The 19,543-nt window shown below is 23.8% G+C and carries 27 protein-coding genes and 2 pseudogenes; 10 read left to right on the top strand and 19 right to left on the bottom strand.

Annotation, left to right across the window (positions count from 1 at the left end; genetic code table 4):
* Positions 1–43 precede the first annotated feature (43 nt).
* The 7 genes from AAHM82_RS06180 to AAHM82_RS13740 form a co-directional block, all read right to left on the bottom strand.
* The gene (locus AAHM82_RS06180; protein ID WP_342263335.1) at positions 44–289 is read right to left on the bottom strand and encodes a hypothetical protein; all 246 of its coding nucleotides are present in this window, start codon (positions 287–289) and stop codon (positions 44–46) included.
* Between the two features lie 3 nt (positions 290–292).
* Entirely contained in the window at positions 293–517 is a 225-nt protein-coding gene (locus AAHM82_RS06185) for a hypothetical protein (protein WP_342263336.1), read from the bottom strand.
* Positions 518–542: 25 nt separating this feature from the next.
* Positions 543–920 carry a hypothetical protein gene (locus AAHM82_RS06190; RefSeq protein WP_342263337.1) on the bottom strand — a complete coding sequence of 126 codons (378 nt, stop codon included), beginning with the start codon at positions 918–920 and terminating at the stop codon, positions 543–545.
* 850 nt (positions 921–1,770) lie between these two features.
* Positions 1,771–2,163 carry a transposase family protein gene (locus AAHM82_RS06195; protein ID WP_342264845.1) on the bottom strand — a complete coding sequence of 131 codons (393 nt, stop codon included), beginning with the start codon at positions 2,161–2,163 and terminating at the stop codon, positions 1,771–1,773.
* Positions 2,160–2,432 (bottom strand): transposase family protein, encoded by a 273-nt coding sequence (locus AAHM82_RS06200; protein WP_342263338.1) that lies wholly within the window; start codon positions 2,430–2,432, stop codon positions 2,160–2,162. The genes AAHM82_RS06195 and AAHM82_RS06200 overlap by 4 nt, the downstream gene beginning before the upstream one ends.
* Positions 2,433–2,628: 196 nt before the next feature.
* The gene (locus AAHM82_RS13735; protein ID WP_342264845.1) at positions 2,629–3,021 is read right to left on the bottom strand and encodes a transposase family protein; all 393 of its coding nucleotides are present in this window, start codon (positions 3,019–3,021) and stop codon (positions 2,629–2,631) included.
* On the bottom strand, positions 3,018–3,458 hold the full coding sequence (locus AAHM82_RS13740) for a transposase family protein (RefSeq protein ID WP_342263396.1): 441 nt from the start codon (positions 3,456–3,458) through the stop codon (positions 3,018–3,020). The genes AAHM82_RS13735 and AAHM82_RS13740 overlap by 4 nt, the downstream gene beginning before the upstream one ends.
* Before the next feature lie 58 nt (positions 3,459–3,516).
* Here AAHM82_RS13740 and AAHM82_RS06210 point away from each other — a divergent pair.
* A pseudogene (locus tag AAHM82_RS06210) lies at positions 3,517–3,681 on the top strand (transposase family protein); the annotation flags it as partial.
* Positions 3,682–3,767: 86 nt separating this feature from the next.
* Here AAHM82_RS06210 and AAHM82_RS06215 read toward each other — a convergent pair.
* Entirely contained in the window at positions 3,768–4,034 is a 267-nt protein-coding gene (locus AAHM82_RS06215; RefSeq protein ID WP_342263340.1) for a chromate transporter, read from the bottom strand.
* 102 nt (positions 4,035–4,136) lie between these two features.
* Positions 4,137–4,406: a 30S ribosomal protein S15 gene (gene rpsO, locus AAHM82_RS06220; RefSeq protein ID WP_342263341.1), complete on the bottom strand. Its 270-nt coding sequence runs from the start codon at positions 4,404–4,406 to the stop codon at positions 4,137–4,139.
* A 400-nt stretch (positions 4,407–4,806) separates the two neighbouring features.
* Between rpsO and AAHM82_RS06225 the strand changes: the two genes are divergently transcribed.
* From AAHM82_RS06225 to AAHM82_RS06235, 3 genes and pseudogenes are all read left to right on the top strand, one after another.
* Positions 4,807–5,766 carry an IS1/IS1595 family N-terminal zinc-binding domain-containing protein gene (locus AAHM82_RS06225; protein ID WP_342263342.1) on the top strand — a complete coding sequence of 320 codons (960 nt, stop codon included), beginning with the start codon at positions 4,807–4,809 and terminating at the stop codon, positions 5,764–5,766.
* Between the two features lie 57 nt (positions 5,767–5,823).
* A complete protein-coding gene (locus tag AAHM82_RS06230; RefSeq protein WP_342263343.1) occupies positions 5,824–6,069 on the top strand; it encodes an IS3 family transposase in 246 nt (81 codons plus the stop codon).
* A gap of 21 nt (positions 6,070–6,090) precedes the next feature.
* Positions 6,091–6,561 (top strand): annotated as a pseudogene (locus AAHM82_RS06235) (IS3 family transposase); the annotation flags it as partial.
* 161 nt (positions 6,562–6,722) lie between these two features.
* Here AAHM82_RS06235 and AAHM82_RS06240 read toward each other — a convergent pair.
* The gene (locus tag AAHM82_RS06240; protein WP_342263344.1) at positions 6,723–7,019 is read right to left on the bottom strand and encodes a hypothetical protein; all 297 of its coding nucleotides are present in this window, start codon (positions 7,017–7,019) and stop codon (positions 6,723–6,725) included.
* A gap of 58 nt (positions 7,020–7,077) precedes the next feature.
* Entirely contained in the window at positions 7,078–7,569 is a 492-nt protein-coding gene (locus AAHM82_RS06245; RefSeq protein WP_342263345.1) for a UPF0236 family transposase-like protein, read from the bottom strand.
* Positions 7,570–7,623: 54 nt separating this feature from the next.
* On the opposite strand from AAHM82_RS06245, the gene AAHM82_RS13745 reads away from it, so the two are divergent.
* Both AAHM82_RS13745 and AAHM82_RS13750 read left to right on the top strand, forming a co-directional pair.
* Positions 7,624–8,064: a transposase family protein gene (locus AAHM82_RS13745; protein WP_342263396.1), complete on the top strand. Its 441-nt coding sequence runs from the start codon at positions 7,624–7,626 to the stop codon at positions 8,062–8,064.
* Entirely contained in the window at positions 8,061–8,453 is a 393-nt protein-coding gene (locus AAHM82_RS13750; protein WP_342264845.1) for a transposase family protein, read from the top strand. Before AAHM82_RS13745 ends, AAHM82_RS13750 begins: the two co-directional genes overlap by 4 nt.
* Before the next feature lie 169 nt (positions 8,454–8,622).
* On the opposite strand, the gene AAHM82_RS06255 is transcribed toward AAHM82_RS13750, so the two are convergent.
* On the bottom strand, positions 8,623–8,772 hold the full coding sequence (locus tag AAHM82_RS06255; protein WP_342263346.1) for a hypothetical protein: 150 nt from the start codon (positions 8,770–8,772) through the stop codon (positions 8,623–8,625).
* A gap of 327 nt (positions 8,773–9,099) precedes the next feature.
* Between AAHM82_RS06255 and AAHM82_RS13755 the strand changes: the two genes are divergently transcribed.
* Positions 9,100–9,540 carry a transposase family protein gene (locus tag AAHM82_RS13755; RefSeq protein WP_342263396.1) on the top strand — a complete coding sequence of 147 codons (441 nt, stop codon included), beginning with the start codon at positions 9,100–9,102 and terminating at the stop codon, positions 9,538–9,540.
* Complete coding sequence (locus tag AAHM82_RS13760; protein WP_342264845.1) at positions 9,537–9,929, top strand: transposase family protein; 393 nt, start codon at positions 9,537–9,539, stop codon at positions 9,927–9,929. Before AAHM82_RS13755 ends, AAHM82_RS13760 begins: the two co-directional genes overlap by 4 nt.
* A gap of 152 nt (positions 9,930–10,081) precedes the next feature.
* Here the strand turns inward: AAHM82_RS13760 and AAHM82_RS06265 are convergent, their stop codons facing one another.
* On the bottom strand, positions 10,082–10,258 hold the full coding sequence (locus tag AAHM82_RS06265) for a hypothetical protein (RefSeq protein ID WP_342263347.1): 177 nt from the start codon (positions 10,256–10,258) through the stop codon (positions 10,082–10,084).
* Positions 10,259–10,315: 57 nt separating this feature from the next.
* Between AAHM82_RS06265 and AAHM82_RS06270 the strand changes: the two genes are divergently transcribed.
* Both AAHM82_RS06270 and AAHM82_RS06275 read left to right on the top strand, forming a co-directional pair.
* Complete coding sequence (locus tag AAHM82_RS06270; RefSeq protein ID WP_342263348.1) at positions 10,316–11,593, top strand: hypothetical protein; 1,278 nt, start codon at positions 10,316–10,318, stop codon at positions 11,591–11,593.
* Positions 11,594–11,639: 46 nt separating this feature from the next.
* Complete coding sequence (locus tag AAHM82_RS06275; protein WP_342263349.1) at positions 11,640–12,128, top strand: hypothetical protein; 489 nt, start codon at positions 11,640–11,642, stop codon at positions 12,126–12,128.
* Positions 12,129–12,380: 252 nt separating this feature from the next.
* On the opposite strand, the gene AAHM82_RS06280 is transcribed toward AAHM82_RS06275, so the two are convergent.
* The 6 genes from AAHM82_RS06280 to AAHM82_RS06300 form a co-directional block, all read right to left on the bottom strand.
* On the bottom strand, positions 12,381–15,716 hold the full coding sequence (locus AAHM82_RS06280; RefSeq protein ID WP_342263350.1) for an ankyrin repeat domain-containing protein: 3,336 nt from the start codon (positions 15,714–15,716) through the stop codon (positions 12,381–12,383).
* Between the two features lie 185 nt (positions 15,717–15,901).
* Positions 15,902–16,294, bottom strand: coding sequence for a transposase family protein (locus AAHM82_RS13765; RefSeq protein WP_342264845.1), 393 nt, complete (start codon positions 16,292–16,294; stop codon positions 15,902–15,904).
* Complete coding sequence (locus AAHM82_RS13770) at positions 16,291–16,731, bottom strand: transposase family protein (RefSeq protein ID WP_342263396.1); 441 nt, start codon at positions 16,729–16,731, stop codon at positions 16,291–16,293. The genes AAHM82_RS13765 and AAHM82_RS13770 overlap by 4 nt, the downstream gene beginning before the upstream one ends.
* Positions 16,732–16,796: 65 nt before the next feature.
* Complete coding sequence (locus AAHM82_RS06290) at positions 16,797–17,507, bottom strand: ribosome-inactivating family protein (protein WP_342263351.1); 711 nt, start codon at positions 17,505–17,507, stop codon at positions 16,797–16,799.
* 143 nt (positions 17,508–17,650) lie between these two features.
* Positions 17,651–18,610: an IS1/IS1595 family N-terminal zinc-binding domain-containing protein gene (locus AAHM82_RS06295; protein WP_342263352.1), complete on the bottom strand. Its 960-nt coding sequence runs from the start codon at positions 18,608–18,610 to the stop codon at positions 17,651–17,653.
* 15 nt (positions 18,611–18,625) lie between these two features.
* A complete protein-coding gene (locus AAHM82_RS06300; protein WP_342263353.1) occupies positions 18,626–19,471 on the bottom strand; it encodes a ribosome-inactivating family protein in 846 nt (281 codons plus the stop codon).
* Positions 19,472–19,543 lie beyond the last annotated feature (72 nt).

Here is a 19,543-nt window from a genome sequence, read left to right on the forward strand (position 1 = left end):
AATCGGAAGCGGTGAACCACGCCTCAATAAAGATTTAGACATATTATATTTTTCTTCTTATGTGTTGTCAGCAAAGAAAATGAGTACATTTTTCTTGTGGCACACAGCAATTTTGATAATCATAAGTTTTTTTAGTTTTTCGCTTACAATAATTTTCTATTCTTTTAAACTCACATTGCAATGATTTTTCTTTTAATTGACAATTAATTGCTTTTAACGCTGTAATTATTTCTTTATAAGAATATTTTTGGCGTAACGCTTTAAGTCAATAAAAATGTTTGTTTTCCATTAATTAATCTTCCTCAATTATTTCTTTATAAATAATTCATTTCCGCGGACGAATGGCTTTTTTCTTGTAATAAATTACAGTTTCTAATGAGTGTACTTTTCGTTTAAAATTAGGATCATTACGCGAAAGTCCATAATAGCGTTCTACAATTTCACCAACACTATCATAAACACCGACTAACTCATTGGTTTCGCAAGAATATATAACATAACAATATTTTTTAGCCATTTCGTACTTGTTCAAGATTTAATAACTAATTTAAATCAGTTTCTTTTAGTCATTCGGGAATAATATAATTAAAATTAATATCTTTATCAGCTTCAGATTTTTTAATATTTTCTAAAAATTTTTGTCGATTTTTAATTTTAACTTCTTCATACAAATTAATAATTTCTTGCCCCTTAATGGTTGCAATTTTCTGTGCACCGTTGGCATCATACTTAATAACTTCATAATCATTTTCTGGAAAAATACCGATCACCATCTGATTTGCATATTTAATTGATGGGTATACTAGTTTTCTAGGAACTCAAGAACCACCACCACTATTGGGAATTGATAGTAAAATCGCATTTGTTGTTTCAGCAACAATATATTTTTTATTCAAAAATAAATTTTTTAAGTTAGTCATTATTTATTAACTCCTCATATCAATAATTTTTTGGTTTTTGTAAAAAGATAATATATATCCTTCCTTATATGCAATTTCCTAGTTAGCTAACATAGTTAACTATCTAAGAAATCTATGTTATTTCTCTTATGTTTAACTAAGTTATGTTAGCTAACTAGGTGCGAGAAATGCTCGAAATTACCAAAAAGCATTTTTTGGCACACCTAAAAAGTGTTTTCATATTTACAACACAACTTTTTAAATAGAATTTAGTTTTTGTTCGAACAAGTTAATAAATTAATAAAGTTAGTTTAATTTTATTAATTAAAATACCTACCTCCTTTAAAAAATTATTGTTAAGAGGAACATTCTTACTGGTCTAAAATGTCTGTGTTACCTTACATCATTTTTCTGAGTTGTATTTGTAGATTTATATTTAGAAACATTAAAATAAGCGGTAATATATTAATAATTGTGAATTAAGTTTAAGGAGGGAAATTAAAATGAAAAGAAAAACAATTAGTTACAGTGATGAAATGATTAAAAGTGGTGTAGAGTTAAATAAGAAAGATAAGTTTATGAAAGCAATTTCTAAATTATTGGTTAAAAATTAAAATAATTGAATATGTTTACGCGGGGTTGGATTTTTAATTTGGTTTTGCCAATGGGTAGTAAAGATAATAATTTAAAATATGGTATTAGACTTCTTGCAAAATTAATATGATAATTATAATTTTTAAATTTAAAATAAATATAAAAGTGTTATTAAAATAATTTTTAGATTATTTTTACAAATATTTTGTCATTAAAACATAATAAAAATTATTATTTACAATAAAAAAAGACTGAAATTTTAAATTATCAAATATATTTAAACTAATAGTTGTAAATTATAAATTGAAGCTATTAAATTAAATCTTAAAGCAAATCTTTTTCTACGATTTCGATATTTTTCACTAATAATTTTAAATTTTTTAAGTATAGCAAAAACATTTTCAATAACAATTCTCATTTTTGAAATTCGCTCATTATTTTGCTTTTCTTCTTTATTTAAAGGGTTTTTCTTTGATTTTCTTTTAGGAATTAAAACATTATGATTAATTTTTTGTATGCCTTGATAACCTAAATCCACTAAAACAGTTGTTTCTGGTAAAAATTTAATTTTTGAATCTTTTAAAATTTTAAAGTCATGGTTTTTACCATAAGAAAAATCAGAACTAATAATTTTTTTACTATCTTTTTCAATTATAACTTGTGTTTTTATTGTGTGTTTTTTCTTTTTTCCTGAGTAGTGCTGTTTTTGTCTTTTTTTGGGCGTTGGATTTGGCTTTCAGTTACATCAATTATAACAGTCTTATCTTTGAAATAATCTTTTAATAGTGATTTTTGACCAGTAAGTTGTTGAAAATTAGGGTGTTTTATTAAAGTGTCTTCAATTCATTTGATATTTCTATAACAACTACTTTCACTAATATCATAACTTTTTGCAATATGAAAATAAGTTCTATATTCTCTTCAATATTCTAAAGTCATTAAAATACGATTTTCTAATGATAATAGACTTCTTGCAAAATTAATATGATAATTATAATTTTTAAATTTAAAATAAATATAAAAGTGTTATTAAAATAATTTTTAGATTATTTTTACAAATATTTTGTCATTAAAACATAATAAAAATTATTATTTACAATAAAAAAAGACTGAAATTTTAAATTATCAAATATATTTAAACTAATAGTTGTAAATTATAAATTGAAGCTATTAAATTAAATCTTAAAGCAAATCTTTTTCTACGATTTCGATATTTTTCACTAATAATTTTAAATTTTTTAAGTATAGCAAAAACATTTTCAATAACAATTCTCATTTTTGAAATTCGCTCATTATTTTGCTTTTCTTCTTTATTTAAAGGGTTTTTCTTTGATTTTCTTTTAGGAATTAAAACATTATGATTAATTTTTTGTATGCCTTGATAACCTAAATCCACTAAAACAGTTGTTTCTGGTAAAAATTTAATTTTTGAATCTTTTAAAATTTTAAAGTCATGGTTTTTACCATAAGAAAAATCAGAACTAATAATTTTTTTACTATCTTTTTCAATTATAACTTGTGTTTTTATTGTGTGTTTTTTCTTTTTTCCTGAGTAGTGCTGTTTTTGTCTTTTTTTGGGCGTTGGATTTGGCTTTCAGTTACATCAATTATAACAGTCTTATCTTTGAAATAATCTTTTAATAGTGATTTTTGACCAGTAAGTTGTTGAAAATTAGGGTGTTTTATTAAAGTGTCTTCAATTCATTTGATATTTCTATAACAACTACTTTCACTAATATCATAACTTTTTGCAATATGAAAATAAGTTCTATATTCTCTTCAATATTCTAAAGTCATTAAAATACGATTTTCTAATGATAATTTATTGGTTCTTCCGCGACGAAATCTCTTTTTTAATTCTTCTATTTTTAAAATTTCTAGCATTTTATTAAAAGTAGTATGTTTAATACCAGTTAATCTTAAAAAATTTTTATCACTTATTTGATTATTTTTTTTAAATTTCATTTAAATTCCACCTTTTTATTAAAAACAACAATTCAATTATATTTTAAATTAATTTTGCAAGAAGTCTAATAGCTTTTTAAGTAAAGTTAGAATTGTCATTGAACATGTTTTTGCTAGATTAAAAAGATTTAAAATACTAGTTTATCGTTATCGCAATAAGATTAGAAGATTTGGATTACGATTTAACTTAATTTCAGGAATATATAATTTTGAATTAAGCTAGTTATAGTTATGTACCAAGTCTAATATAAATATTTAATATCAATATATTTAAATAGTAAAGTTGCAAGAAAAATAAAAGCAATCATATTAGGCAAATATGCAACAAACGATGCTAATAGTGCTCCAATAATACCAGCTATTTATAACAAAACCAACAGAAGCTGATACTTGAAAAATGCTCGGCCCAGGAATAGTATTTGCTAAGATTAATAAATGATTAAATTCATCCTCAGTTATTCACCGCTTCTTAACTACAACTTCATTTTTAATTAAAGGAATTACGGCATTACCGCCACCAAAATCAAAAAAGATATTTTTAAAAAAACATAAAACAATTGTCAATATAATTGTCATTTTGAATATTTTGTTTTTTTCATCATATCAACCCTTAATAAAATATCTTATAAAAAGAAAAAGAATCAGCATCTAATTCTCTTTCTTAATAATTTCAATTTATTATTTTCTTAGTTTTAATTGTTCAATTACTTTACGATAACGATTAATATCATGATCTTTTAAGTAATCTAACATATTTCGTCTTTGTGATACTTTTCTTACTAAACTTCGTTCAGTGACAACATCTTTACGATGTACTTTTAAATGTGCTGTTAAATTAGTAATATCCGCTGTTAAAAGTGCTATTTGTACTTCTGCTGAACCCGTATCTTTCTCTTTTCTACCAAATTTAGCAATAATTTGTTTTTTATCCTCAGCTGTAATTGCCATTTAATAAATCCTCCAATAATTATAAACTTAACTAAAACCAATTAATAAAACAGAAGGTATTTTAAAAACTTGTAATAGTCGTATTCCTATTAAATATTAACCTATTTTATGAAAATATTCAAGGGTTTTGCTGTAATCGGTCGCGTTTAGTTTTCTTAGGTATTGCTTTGAAGAAGTAAAACAATCAGCTAATTATATTATTTAATTACTAAACTAACCCTTCCCTTCTTGTTATTGTCATTTTTATTCTTTATGATTTTATCATATTATTGTTTTAATTTTGTCGAAAACTCTTTTAATTTTGTCGAAAACTCTTTTAATTTTGTCGAAAACTCTTGATATTTATTGAATATACTTAATTTTAGGTATATTTTTAATATGATAGAGGTGGATAATAATTATGGAAAAAATAATTCAAGAACTAGTAAATACTTTAACAGATGATCAATTTTTAGAATTTTATGAAAAAGTCAAACAACAAGCAGAATTAATAAAAAAACAAAAACGTTTAAATGAAATTGATCAAAAATTTAGAGCGCAAGGTATTAAATGCCCTAAATGTGAATCTTACCATTGCGTTAAAAATGGACATAATTCAGAAGGAAAACAAAAATATTTATGTAAAAATTGCCGTGCAAGTTTTGACGCTTTTCGTAATCATTTTATTTATTGAAGTCATTTAAATTATGAACAATGAAATTTATTGATTCAAATTTCATTGCTGGGGCAATCTAGTAAAACAATTTCTCGTTTTATTAAAACTACATTAAAAACTGCTTGATATAATCGTCAAAAATTAATGAAATCAAAACAATTAGAAAATACCCAATTAAAATTTAAAAAATTATCTGGTAAAATCCAAATCGATGAAACATTTATTAAAGAAATTCATAAAGGAAATTTCAAATATAAAACTGATCCACGAAGAATTCACCTTGACCCATTCGCAACTAATACTAAATGCTGTATTCAAATGGCAATTGATAATAATAACAATATTTATGTTAAATCCACAAACACCAAACGTTTACAAAAACAATGAGTTATTGAAAATATGAACAAAGAATTAATTAACGAAAATTCAATTATTACTTCTGATATGCAAAAATTATATTTTTTAGTAGCAAAACAAACAAATTCTACTTTATGTGTAACTAAAACAACAATTAATCCTGAAGCTAGTTATCGTAACTTAAATAAAATCAGTAAATTACAATCTAGTCTTAAAGAAGCCTTAATTCATTATCATGGTTTAGGTTTTACTAATATTCAAAATTATTTAAATCTCTGAAAATGAAAATACCAACATAAGGGTTTAACTCCAAACCAACAAACAGCGATATTATATTTTAATGTATAAAAAAGTTAAAGTAAAAATAGTAATTTTACATAAAAGCCTTTTAAAATTATCAAGTTGATGATTTTTTTTATTTTATCAAGAGTTTTCGACAAAATTAAAAGTGCATTTAATAAAAGTCGTAAGATTTATGGTGCTCGTAAAATTAAAGCTGTTTTAATAAGAAAAAATATCATCTTATCACGACGAAAAATCCGATTCATTATGATCAAAAATAATTTGGTTTCTAAATACACCAAATTAAAATATCGTAATCATGAAAAAACAGTTAATAATGACCAAATTAATAATGTTTTAAATCGTTAATTTAATGACCAAAAACCCAATGAAGTTGTTGTTAGTGATTTAACATATGTTCAAGTTGGTACTAAATGACATTATATTTGTTTATTAATTGACTTGTTTAATCGCGAAGTAATTGGCTATAGTGCTAGACCAAATAAAACTGCTGAACTAGTTCAACAAGCTTTTCACAAGATAACACGACCATTAAATAAAATAACTTTATTTCATACTGATCGTGGTAATGAATTCAAAAATAAAATCATTGATGAAATTTTAATAACCTTTAAAATTCAAAGATCATTAAGTACCAAAGGATGCCCATATGATAATGCTGTTGCTGAAGCAACTTACAAAACCTTTAAAACTGAATTTATTAACGGTAAAAAATTTGCAAACTTAACACAATTAAAATGCGAACTATTTGATTTTGTTAATTGATATAACAATATTCGAATTCATGGCAGTTTAAATTATTTAACTCCCGTTGAATTTAGAAAATACCAGTCTACATAAAAAGTGTCCTAAAAAGGGTTGCCATTCCATACAACCGATATTTCATTCTAAATTTTGGTTATGAATACCATGCTTGTTATTACTGAAATAATTACTCGCCTTCCTTAAATTTGTTTTAATATCTTTATTTAACTCATTTTTAGCAACATTACGAATGTTTTTTACCAATTCTTGATGATTTCCATTTTTTTATATAATTCAATTCAACTATTTAGTGCTACTTTACGATTTTCAAAAACAATATTAAATGCCGTTTGTTTTAATTTTTTAATAGCATGATAACCATCTAAAATATATCTAACATTACCAAAACTATTGGCAATTTCTCTAATTCAAGCATCACCATCACCGCAAACAATTATTTTATCATAATTAATATTCACATAATGTTTTTGTAATTCTCTAATTAATAAATCACGATAATCCATCGTGTTTATTCGTTTACCAACTTTTAACATTAGAAAATGACCTCGTTTGTTTTCTAACGCTCTACGAGCATTTTTATAATTTTTTTCTTTATGTCTTATGTCCGGTATGAAAAGTAACTAAACGAATTCTTTGGTCTTGTTTAACTTTCTTATCTAATGTCGCTAAAAATGTCTCATCTAGTTGAATATATAAATCCTTATTTTTAACATCAATTTTGGTTTTAGTTTCTTGTTCTGCTAGTTGAAAATATTCAGCAATATCGTATTTATTTAAAATATTTGAAATACTAGCTTTTGAAATATAACAATGATTTAGAGCATCTAAAACATCGCGATAGCGTTTACCATCACCCAAAAGATTTAAAACTTTAAATTGGACATCAAAATAAATGCGTTGTTTGAGCAATAAACCGATTTCTTTATCTAACAAACATACATATTCAAATTTACCTGATTTTTGATTTCAATATTTATATCGGCGTCGTTTAAAAGTAACATCACCAAAAATTGTAATAATTGTTCTTGTTGCAAAATGAACTACTTTATAACCTTGTTTTAAACAATAATAGACTTCTTGCAAAATTAATTTAAAATATAATTGAATTGTTGTTTTTAATAAAAAGGTGGAATTTAAATGAAATTTAAAAAAAATAATCAAATAAGTGATAAAAATTTTTTAAGATTAACTGGTATTAAACATACTACTTTTAATAAAATGCTAGAAATTTTAAAAATAGAAGAATTAAAAAAGAGATTTCGTCGCGGAAGAACCAATAAATTATCATTAGAAAATCGTATTTTAATGACTTTAGAATATTGAAGAGAATATAGAACTTATTTTCATATTGCAAAAAGTTATGATATTAGTGAAAGTAGTTGTTATAGAAATATCAAATGAATTGAAGACACTTTAATAAAACACCCTAATTTTCAACAACTTACTGGTCAAAAATCACTATTAAAAGATTATTTCAAAGATAAGACTGTTATAATTGATGTAACTGAAAGCCAAATCCAACGCCCAAAAAAAGACAAAAACAGCACTACTCAGGAAAAAAGAAAAAACACACAATAAAAACACAAGTTATAATTGAAAAAGATAGTAAAAAAATTATTAGTTCTGATTTTTCTTATGGTAAAAACCATGACTTTAAAATTTTAAAAGATTCAAAAATTAAATTTTTACCAGAAACAACTGTTTTAGTGGATTTAGGTTATCAAGGCATACAAAAAATTAATCATAATGTTTTAATTCCTAAAAGAAAATCAAAGAAAAACCCTTTAAATAAAGAAGAAAAGCAAAATAATGAGCGAATTTCAAAAATGAGAATTGTTATTGAAAATGTTTTTGCTATACTTAAAAAATTTAAAATTATTAGTGAAAAATATCGAAATCGTAGAAAAAGATTTGCTTTAAGATTTAATTTAATAGCTTCAATTTATAATTTACAACTATTAGTTTAAATATATTTGATAATTTAAAATTTCAGTCTTTTTTTATTGTAAATAATAATTTTTATTATGTTTTAATGACAAAATATTTGTAAAAATAATCTAAAAATTATTTTAATAACACTTTTATATTTATTTTAAATTTAAAAATTATAATTATCATATTAATTTTGCAAGAAGTCTAATGATATTTATATAAGTATTCATCTAATTTTTCATATTCATTAGCTAGTTGTTCGCATTTGTTAGTATACATATTTTTATGGGTTGTAAATAAACTGAATCAATGCTTGTTTTCTAAGGTTTTTACATTATTATTAATTTTTAACATAATAAATTATCTTTCTTGATAGTAATTTCAATAAAGCTTGGTTAGCTTATTTTTCTGCTTTAATGATAAATGTTTTTCTAGAATTATTATTCAATAAAATGATAGAAATTTTTGTTTACTAGTATTATATATTAAACTCCAAAGTGAAAAAATTGTAGACTAATATTTGGAGAAAGGATGTTAATTATTCAGTAAATTTTATTAATTAGTAAAATTAACGAAAAGGATTTGATTAATATGAAAAAATTACTTAGTTTATTAGACTTCTTGCAAAATTAATTTAAAATATAATTGAATTGTTGTTTTTAATAAAAAGGTGGAATTTAAATGAAATTTAAAAAAAATAATCAAATAAGTGATAAAAATTTTTTAAGATTAACTGGTATTAAACATACTACTTTTAATAAAATGCTAGAAATTTTAAAAATAGAAGAATTAAAAAAGAGATTTCGTCGCGGAAGAACCAATAAATTATCATTAGAAAATCGTATTTTAATGACTTTAGAATATTGAAGAGAATATAGAACTTATTTTCATATTGCAAAAAGTTATGATATTAGTGAAAGTAGTTGTTATAGAAATATCAAATGAATTGAAGACACTTTAATAAAACACCCTAATTTTCAACAACTTACTGGTCAAAAATCACTATTAAAAGATTATTTCAAAGATAAGACTGTTATAATTGATGTAACTGAAAGCCAAATCCAACGCCCAAAAAAAGACAAAAACAGCACTACTCAGGAAAAAAGAAAAAACACACAATAAAAACACAAGTTATAATTGAAAAAGATAGTAAAAAAATTATTAGTTCTGATTTTTCTTATGGTAAAAACCATGACTTTAAAATTTTAAAAGATTCAAAAATTAAATTTTTACCAGAAACAACTGTTTTAGTGGATTTAGGTTATCAAGGCATACAAAAAATTAATCATAATGTTTTAATTCCTAAAAGAAAATCAAAGAAAAACCCTTTAAATAAAGAAGAAAAGCAAAATAATGAGCGAATTTCAAAAATGAGAATTGTTATTGAAAATGTTTTTGCTATACTTAAAAAATTTAAAATTATTAGTGAAAAATATCGAAATCGTAGAAAAAGATTTGCTTTAAGATTTAATTTAATAGCTTCAATTTATAATTTACAACTATTAGTTTAAATATATTTGATAATTTAAAATTTCAGTCTTTTTTTATTGTAAATAATAATTTTTATTATGTTTTAATGACAAAATATTTGTAAAAATAATCTAAAAATTATTTTAATAACACTTTTATATTTATTTTAAATTTAAAAATTATAATTATCATATTAATTTTGCAAGAAGTCTAATTTATTGGTTCTTCCGCGACGAAATCTCTTTTTTAATTCTTCTATTTTTAAAATTTCTAGCATTTTATTAAAAGTAGTATGTTTAATACCAGTTAATCTTAAAAAATTTTTATCACTTATTTGATTATTTTTTTTTAAATTTCATTTAAATTCCACCTTTTTATTAAAAACAACAATTCAATTATATTTTAAATTAATTTTGCAAGAAGTCTAATGATTCACCGTGGTGATTTTGATAAATTTAATTACTCGTATCTCTATTGAACGCCCGTATTTAATTTCATTGACACCCTAGAAAAAGGTTATTACAAAGAATTTACGATTAAAAATCACGGCTTTAAAGACGAGAGCTATTTTTATCATAAAACTTCTAGTGATAAAAATGTAGTAAATGAGAATGTTTTGAAAATTAAGGCATTTAACAAAACTCTAATTGCTGGAAATAAGTATTTACAATTGCTACACGGTGAAAATGAAATCTGAAAATATGGCACTACGAATTCTAACGATTATTACCTAATTAAATATCTTTTTGGTACCCTAAATTACCTCAATGTTAGATTTAGTTTTCTACGCTATGACCCCGATTTAAAAAATGATATTTACCTTTATTTTAAAAACAACATTCCTAGTATCAACAATAGCGATTACAAAAATGTTTTTAACGAAATCTATGAAATTCTTGGCAATTTCTTTGCTAGTTTATTTTATGCGACTTTTGATATGGACGAAAAAACTCATACCGAAATTGATTTTAAGGGTGTAGAAAACTATAAGAAGGATTACTTTATTCAAATCGGTTTCTTTTATCGTTCATTAATTACCTTTTATCCCAAAAAATACTTAGTAAATATTATAGGAAACTCAGAATTATTACTAAGAAGTTATTTCTTTACTTTTGACAAAAAAATGCACCAAGATAATTACAATGCTATTAACAACACCAATAGTATTTATCAAATTGATTTTAATGTCCTTAAATCTTATGATAATAAACTCATTGCCTTGCCAACCAACAAAACCGCTAACAGTATTAATTATCTAAATACCGATATTGATATTCGTTATGGTATTAACATTTTTACCTTAACTTTTCCACTTTATCACAAAGGGAATATCTCCAACTACAATTTTAAAATTTATGACTTTAATGTATTAAATTCAACAGCCTTTATCCCTGATGGCTCAAATAACAGTGAATGAGACGATTTAATTCCACCAGCAAATTGCAAATATTCTGGACGATGAATACCAACCTTTAATGATATTGGTTGTGCCATTCAAAATGCTAGTATCAAAATGATAAACTGAATACTCACAGCTTCACAAATCATCACGATTTTGCGACCGTTAGCAATTATTGCAAAAGCAACAGTTAACTTTTCAACCGCCATTTTTCCAGTTTTTAAAACGGTACCAGCTTTTTACTATACCTTTCAATTTTTAATCGGTTTTGCCATTTTTCTAATGATATTAAGAATTTTTGTATAATTATATATATATATACTTGAAAAAACAAAATGAAGGAGTTAAATTTATGAAAATTTTAAATATAATAGCTCTTTTGGGGATGACAACATTGCCAATAGTTGGGTGTTCTAAAAAAGAAAATAAACCAATATTACAAATTAAGAATGAGTCATACGAATTAAACTTAAAAAAATCAAAATTAACACTTAAATCATCAAAAGATGACAACAGCAAGTGAAATCAAAAATGAGAAATAAAAGTTAATGTAGAAAATGAATTTATGCCCAAAAACTTGCCTCCGCGAATGAAACTTAATGATTGAGAATTTTATGTTGATAAAAATGACAAGATTACACTACCAATATTAAAATCATTAGAATATGATTTAAATTGAGAAAAAAACAGTGAACCAAGATATTGAGAAAATAAAGATTTTTTATCATATCAAAATAAAAAATTAAAAAACATAAAAATGAAAATACAAGAATGAGATAAAAATGAAAGATATGCCAAATGAAAAATATTAGAATTTAAAACTGAATTTAAAAATAATTAAACTGTTAAAATCGCTACCCCAAAATGTAGCTTTATATGACGATACTGCTCTTAAACAATTTTTTCATTTTTTCTATTTTGACAAAATAAAAAAGCAGTATTTAAGTTTAAATACTGCTTTAGTAAAAATATTTTTAATCTTAATTTAAATTAGATAATTAACAAATATATTAAAATTAAAATTTGAAGTCAGGTTATTTCTGCATAACACATATAAGAAATATTTTAATTTTTTAATTAATAATGTTAAATTTTATTCTACTCCTAGTCAATCGCCTTCAGTGTTGGTTATAATGACAAAACCATCATTTTCATTATCTAATATTTCAAAATAACCATTTATTTGTTCGAAATGAAGTACTATTACTTTTACAAAAGTGTTGAAATCTTCATTTGTGACACTTCCGCCTCAACCAGAATGGTCATTTATAACAAATTTATTTTTAATAATTTTTATAATGTTTGCTGGTGAATTTTTATTTTGTTTGATTTCATTTCATGTGTTTTTGTTAATTTTAATTTTTAATTTATCATGGGCTAGAAATTTATATCATTTTTCAATGTTATCATAAACATTATGATGAATTGAAGTTGGCAACGCAATATCAGATGTTGCATGATGATGAAAAGCAAAATATATTCATGTTCCTGCAATTGCTAATCCTCCGATTACTAAGGATAGCCCTAGAGTTTCCGGAGCCAGAGCGGCAGCGGTACCAGTTTCTACAGCTATAACTCCACCTTCAACTGCTGCTGTTTCGGCCACAGTAATTGTTTCTGCAGCGGCTAAGCTTTCTGTTGTACTTGTTGATAAGAGTGGGCTCATTTCGATTGCTTCTGCATTTGTGGCACCAGTAGTAGCAGTACCACTAACAGTCATTTTTGTTCCATAAGCTGTTAATGTGCCCCCACTTAAAGCTGCTAATCCAGTATTTGTTAATTTTTCTTTAAAAGCTTTTTTATCATTTTCAGATAATGTTTGATAATAACGATTAATTTCATTTAATTTTTTTAATTTTTCTTCTTTTGAAAGAGCGTTGTATTGATTTATTGCCTTAGCGGTTGTTGTTTGTAAATTTTCCATATTTGTATTGATGGGTTGATTTCCTGCCGGGGCATTTTGTTTTATTTCGTCTTTATTGTTTTTAATTAAGTTAATTTCTAAATTTTCATCATTTTTTAAACTATCATCTTCTGTTTTTTTATCCACAAAATGATATTTATCTTTTTGTAATGATGTTATTGTTGGTTCTGGTACATTGGCAATATTATTGCCTTGATGAGCATCATCGTCCTCGTTATTGTTAGTCGGAATGGCGCGGTGTTGAGCATGATCATCAACCGGTAATTTAATTGGTTTTACCTCTGGTTTTGGGGTGGTTGTTGGGAAATTATCTGGTCTCTTGGTTATATCAATTACCGGGACATTTTCCTGATTGTCATTAATAGCAATAGGCTGATTTGGCCGATCTTCTTCTGGTGTTAAAGCAAAATTATAATGATTGTGAATACCCGAACCTTTTTCAAGCTCAACATAAGATATCGCGATGTTATTATTATTTGAATTTTGATTAACTGGTTGATAAGAGCCATTATTATTTACACTAATATTAGCATTTAAAAGATTGCTCATTGCTATTATTTCTGGTGTTCCCCCTCATGTTGAAGATTGTCGCATTATTTCTAAGTAATTAGTATCAATATCATTATTATCTTGAATAAGACTTCTAAATGTTAATTCGCCATTGCGATTTGGAATTGTCTCTAAATTTGATTGTATATAATCAACAACGCGATTACGAAAGAAATTTATAACTAGATTATTTGCTGTTTGATCTTGATATCATAATTGATTTAGATTTCTATTATTTTCTAAATCATGTTGTTGTAGTAATTTTTGAATATATAATAAATATTTTAAATTTTCTTCACCAAATAATTGGATAAATCGGTTTCTAAATTCTTCATTATTATTTCTCGCTGGCAATAAGTAAGATGTTGATACCGACCAAAACAAACAACTATTATCTGCTGGCACATCATACAAATTATTGTGATTTGTTGGCTCATCTGAATTATTTTGTTGTATGCGGTTACTAGCTTGTGTTTGACTTCCGTCAGCATTTGTATTACTGTTATCGGATTGTTTTAAAGTTACTGTACTTCCTTTAGGCCGTGTTCCCTGTTTTTTAGATTCATCTTCTGTAATTATTTTTTGTGCATCATTTGGTTTTCTTGCTTTTTTAGCAAGTGTAAATATAACTTTGACTGCACCATCAGAATATACACTTTGATCAATTGATTCAATAGTTGCCGCAGTATCAGTAATGCTATTTTTTTGTACTTTAACTTGATCAATATCTAAGCCAAAATTTAATTCTCTAACACGATTTAAAATTGTCTGTTCTTGCTTATCTGATATTTCTTCTAACTTAGTTTGTCTAATAACATCTGACAATTCAATTTTTAATAATTTTTTTAATTCTTTTTTAGTTTCTTCTAAAATTTTTATATTTTGTTGTTGTTCGTCTTGATTTTTTTGTAAAATTTTATTAAGTTTTTTTATATTTTCGTTTAATTTTTTGTGTTTTTTCAAAAGATTTATTATTTCTTTATGATCATTTTCTTCTGCTAAATCTAAAGAATCATTTCCCTCATCATCTTGATAATTAAGATTAGCATTATTGGACAACAATAATTTTACTATTATCAAGTGACCATTTTTGCATGCATAATGCAAAGCAGTTAGACCCCATTTATTTGAAAGATTGACATCAATATCAGAATGTTTTAACAATTCTTTTACAACATTTATTTCACCATTTCGCGCCGCTACAATTAAAGCGCTATCGCCATGATCATCTTTTTTATTAACATCAATTTTATGGTTTTTTAACAATAGTTTAACAACTTTATGGTGCCCGTAAAATGATGATATCTGTAATGGAGTATCACCCAAATTATTTGGAAGGTTGATATCAATTTTGTTTTTACTATTTTTATTTGTTAATAATTCTTGAACAACTTCTGTCTTATCACTTTGTGCTGCAAAGTATAAAGGAGTAAGTCCTTTTTTTTCTTGTATATTGGGATTAGCGCCTCTTTCTAATAACAATTTAACAAGCTCTAACTGACCATTTCGTGCTGCAATATGTAAATAAGTGTTGTTTACTAATGGGTCTTGAAAATTTACATTAGCTCCATGATCAAATAAAATATTAATTATTTCTCAATTATTGTTATTTATTGCGTTAATTATTGACATACTAACTTTTTTTTCTTGAAGATTTACATCGGCACCATTTTCTAATAAAAATTTAATAAAATCTATCGCGTCTTTATTTATCGCTAAAAGCAAAGGTGTATTATTATTTATATCAGAACTATTTATTATTTTTTTATCTGGATTTAACTTAATCAATAATTTAGCAAGTTCGAAATTATTTTGAATAATAAAAATATATAAAATATTATTATCACTATTAGAATTTAATGAAAAAAAATCATCAGTTTTTAAATCAGTTTTTAAATCAAATTCTTTTTCAAAGTATAAATTTATAGATTTTAAATCTTGTTTTCATCTTGTCATTCCTACGATATATTAGACTTCTTGCAAAATTAATATGATAATTATAATTTTTAAATTTAAAATAAATATAAAAGTGTTATTAAAATAATTTTTAGATTATTTTTACAAATATTTTGTCATTAAAACATAATAAAAATTATTATTTACAATAAAAAAAGACTGAAATTTTAAATTATCAAATATATTTAAACTAATAGTTGTAAATTATAAATTGAAGCTATTAAATTAAATCTTAAAGCAAATCTTTTTCTACGATTTCGATATTTTTCACTAATAATTTTAAATTTTTTAAGTATAGCAAAAACATTTTCAATAACAATTCTCATTTTTGAAATTCGCTCATTATTTTGCTTTTCTTCTTTATTTAAAGGGTTTTTCTTTGATTTTCTTTTAGGAATTAAAACATTATGATTAATTTTTTGTATGCCTTGATAACCTAAATCCACTAAAACAGTTGTTTCTGGTAAAAATTTAATTTTTGAATCTTTTAAAATTTTAAAGTCATGGTTTTTACCATAAGAAAAATCAGAACTAATAATTTTTTTACTATCTTTTTCAATTATAACTTGTGTTTTTATTGTGTGTTTTTTCTTTTTTCCTGAGTAGTGCTGTTTTTGTCTTTTTTTGGGCGTTGGATTTGGCTTTCAGTTACATCAATTATAACAGTCTTATCTTTGAAATAATCTTTTAATAGTGATTTTTGACCAGTAAGTTGTTGAAAATTAGGGTGTTTTATTAAAGTGTCTTCAATTCATTTGATATTTCTATAACAACTACTTTCACTAATATCATAACTTTTTGCAATATGAAAATAAGTTCTATATTCTCTTCAATATTCTAAAGTCATTAAAATACGATTTTCTAATGATAATTTATTGGTTCTTCCGCGACGAAATCTCTTTTTTAATTCTTCTATTTTTAAAATTTCTAGCATTTTATTAAAAGTAGTATGTTTAATACCAGTTAATCTTAAAAAATTTTTATCACTTATTTGATTATTTTTTTTAAATTTCATTTAAATTCCACCTTTTTATTAAAAACAACAATTCAATTATATTTTAAATTAATTTTGCAAGAAGTCTATTGTAAACACGCATTCTTTATTTCTGTAAAATTTTGATTTTCATTAAATGCTTTTTGTATTTTTTTTGATATATTATCAATATTATTTTCTGCTTTTAAGATGTTGTTAATATCAACTTTATTTTTATCGATAAAATTAATTATTTTTTTTGCTTTAGTTAATTCATTTCAAATTTTTATTCTAAATTTATTGAATTGTTCTGAATATTTTTTTCAATCACCTCTTAATTGTGATGTATAATCTTCTCAATTTATTGTTTGATTATTAAATATTTTTTCTTGAATATCTTTTAATATATTTTTACTCTCAGATATGATTTTTTTTAATTCATCAATATTTTTAATATTTGCAAAAATTTCTAAAGTCTTTTTATCACATTGAAACCTCATGGCTTCACTTGTAATAAAAATCATTCTTACTAAATCATCTTTTATTTTTTGATTTTCTTGTTTATTATTATCATAATCTGCTAAATTTGAAATTGCACCTTTTAAAGTTTCGTTAGAAATATTAATATTTTTTCCTTTATCTGGTTTTCCATTTTCTTTTATTACAACATTTAAGCCCTCGCTTGTATACGCTCCTGTATAATTTAAATTAATCTTTTGACAACTATATTTCTTAATTACTGATTTATTTAAATCTTTAATTTTTTCTTCATCATTTTTTAAATTTTCACCTTGTAAATTACTAAGTTTTTTATTCAAAGAATTCAATTCGTTATTATAATTTAATTTTTTAATATTTTTTTTTAATTTTGTCGAAAACTCTTGATAAAATAAAAAAAATCATCAACTTGATAATTTTAAAAGGCTTTTATGTAAAATTACTATTTTTACTTTAACTTTTTTTATACATTAAAATATAATACCGCTGTTTGTTGATTTGGAGTTAAACCCTTATGTTGGTATTTTCATTTTCAGAGATTTAAATAATTTTGAATATTAGTAAAACCTAAACCATGATAATGAATTAAGGCTTCTTTAAGACTAGATTGTAATTTACTGATTTTATTTAAGTTACGATAACTAGCTTCAGGATTAATTGTTGTTTTAGTTACACATAAAGTAGAATTTGTTTGTTTTGCTACTAAAAAATATAATTTTTGCATATCGGAAGTAATAATTGAATTTTCGTTAATTAATTCTTTGTTCATATTTTCAATAACTCATTGTTTTTGTAAACGTTTGGTGTTTGTGGATTTAACATAAATATTGTTATTATTATCAATTGCCATTTGAATACAGCATTTAGTATTAGTTGCGAATGGGTCAAGGTGAATTCTTCGTGGATCAGTTTTATATTTGAAATTTCCTTTATGGATTTCTTTAATAAATGTTTCATCGATTTGGATTTTACCAGATAATTTTTTAAATTTTAATTGGGTATTTTCTAATTGTTTTGATTTCATTAATTTTTGACGATTATATCAAGCAGTTTTTAATGTAGTTTTAATAAAACGAGAAATTGTTTTACTAGATTGCCCCAGCAATGAAATTTGAATCAATAAATTTCATTGTTCATAATTTAAATGACTTCAATAAATAAAATGATTACGAAAAGCGTCAAAACTTGCACGGCAATTTTTACATAAATATTTTTGTTTTCCTTCTGAATTATGTCCATTTTTAACGCAATGGTAAGATTCACATTTAGGGCATTTAATACCTTGCGCTCTAAATTTTTGATCAATTTCATTTAAACGTTTTTGTTTTTTTATTAATTCTGCTTGTTGTTTGACTTTTTCATAAAATTCTAAAAATTGATCATCTGTTAAAGTATTTACTAGTTCTTGAATTATTTTTTCCATAATTATTATCCACCTCTATCATATTAAAATATACCTAAAATTAAGTATATTCAATAAATATCAAGAGTTTTCGACAAAATTAAAAATATTTTTTTCTTTTTCTTTAAGAGGAATTAATTTATTTTTTTGTTGCAAATATTCTTTTACTTTTTCTTCATTAAATAAAAGTTTGTTTTCTTTTAAATTATTTAATTTTTCCTTTAAATTATTAAGTTTTTTGATTTCTTCTTGATTATGTTGTTTTATTTTTTCTAAAAGTTCATCATCAAAATAAAAATACTTATTTTGATTATTAATAAATCCTAGTAAATAAAGATTATTTAAATTAATTACTAATTTTATATTTTTATTATTACTATTTTTTAATGTTAATATCAATATTTTTTCTTTGTTATTTTGTTGTTCTTTAATTCAATTAGCTATTTTGGGCTCTAATTCTTCTAATTTATAAATAATTGTTTTATTATCAAGTTCTTTGCTTATAAGTCCACCCATATTGATACTTCTTAATGGATCAAGATATTTTTCATCAATAAGTTCCTGTAACATTTTTTGAATATTGTAAGAATAATTTTCATCTAAATTAATTTCTTTTTCAATAATATCAGTTCGGCTACCTGTATTTTTTGAAAATTGGGATTGTTGTTCATCTTGTATTTTTGGAGTAGTTGATATGTCTTCGTTGTTTTGCCTTTTACTTCTTTGGAGATTTTCTAAATTATTTGTTTGTGAATAATTAAGCTCACTACTTAATAATTTAGTTTTTGTTCTTTGCTTTCCATTGGGAGCGACTGCAATGACGGTTGATAGGGCGTTGCCAGTTATTAAAATTGTTCCTAATAACTCTAAGAGTTTTTTCATACTAATCAAATTCCTTTCCTGAATTTTTACCAATTAATAAAATTTATTAAATAATCAACATGCTTTTTCCAA

Origin of the sequence: Spiroplasma endosymbiont of Clivina fossor (assembly GCF_964031115.1) — a bacterium.
In the GTDB taxonomy this organism is placed as follows: Bacteria; Bacillota_I; Bacilli_A; order Mycoplasmatales; family Nriv7; genus Nriv7.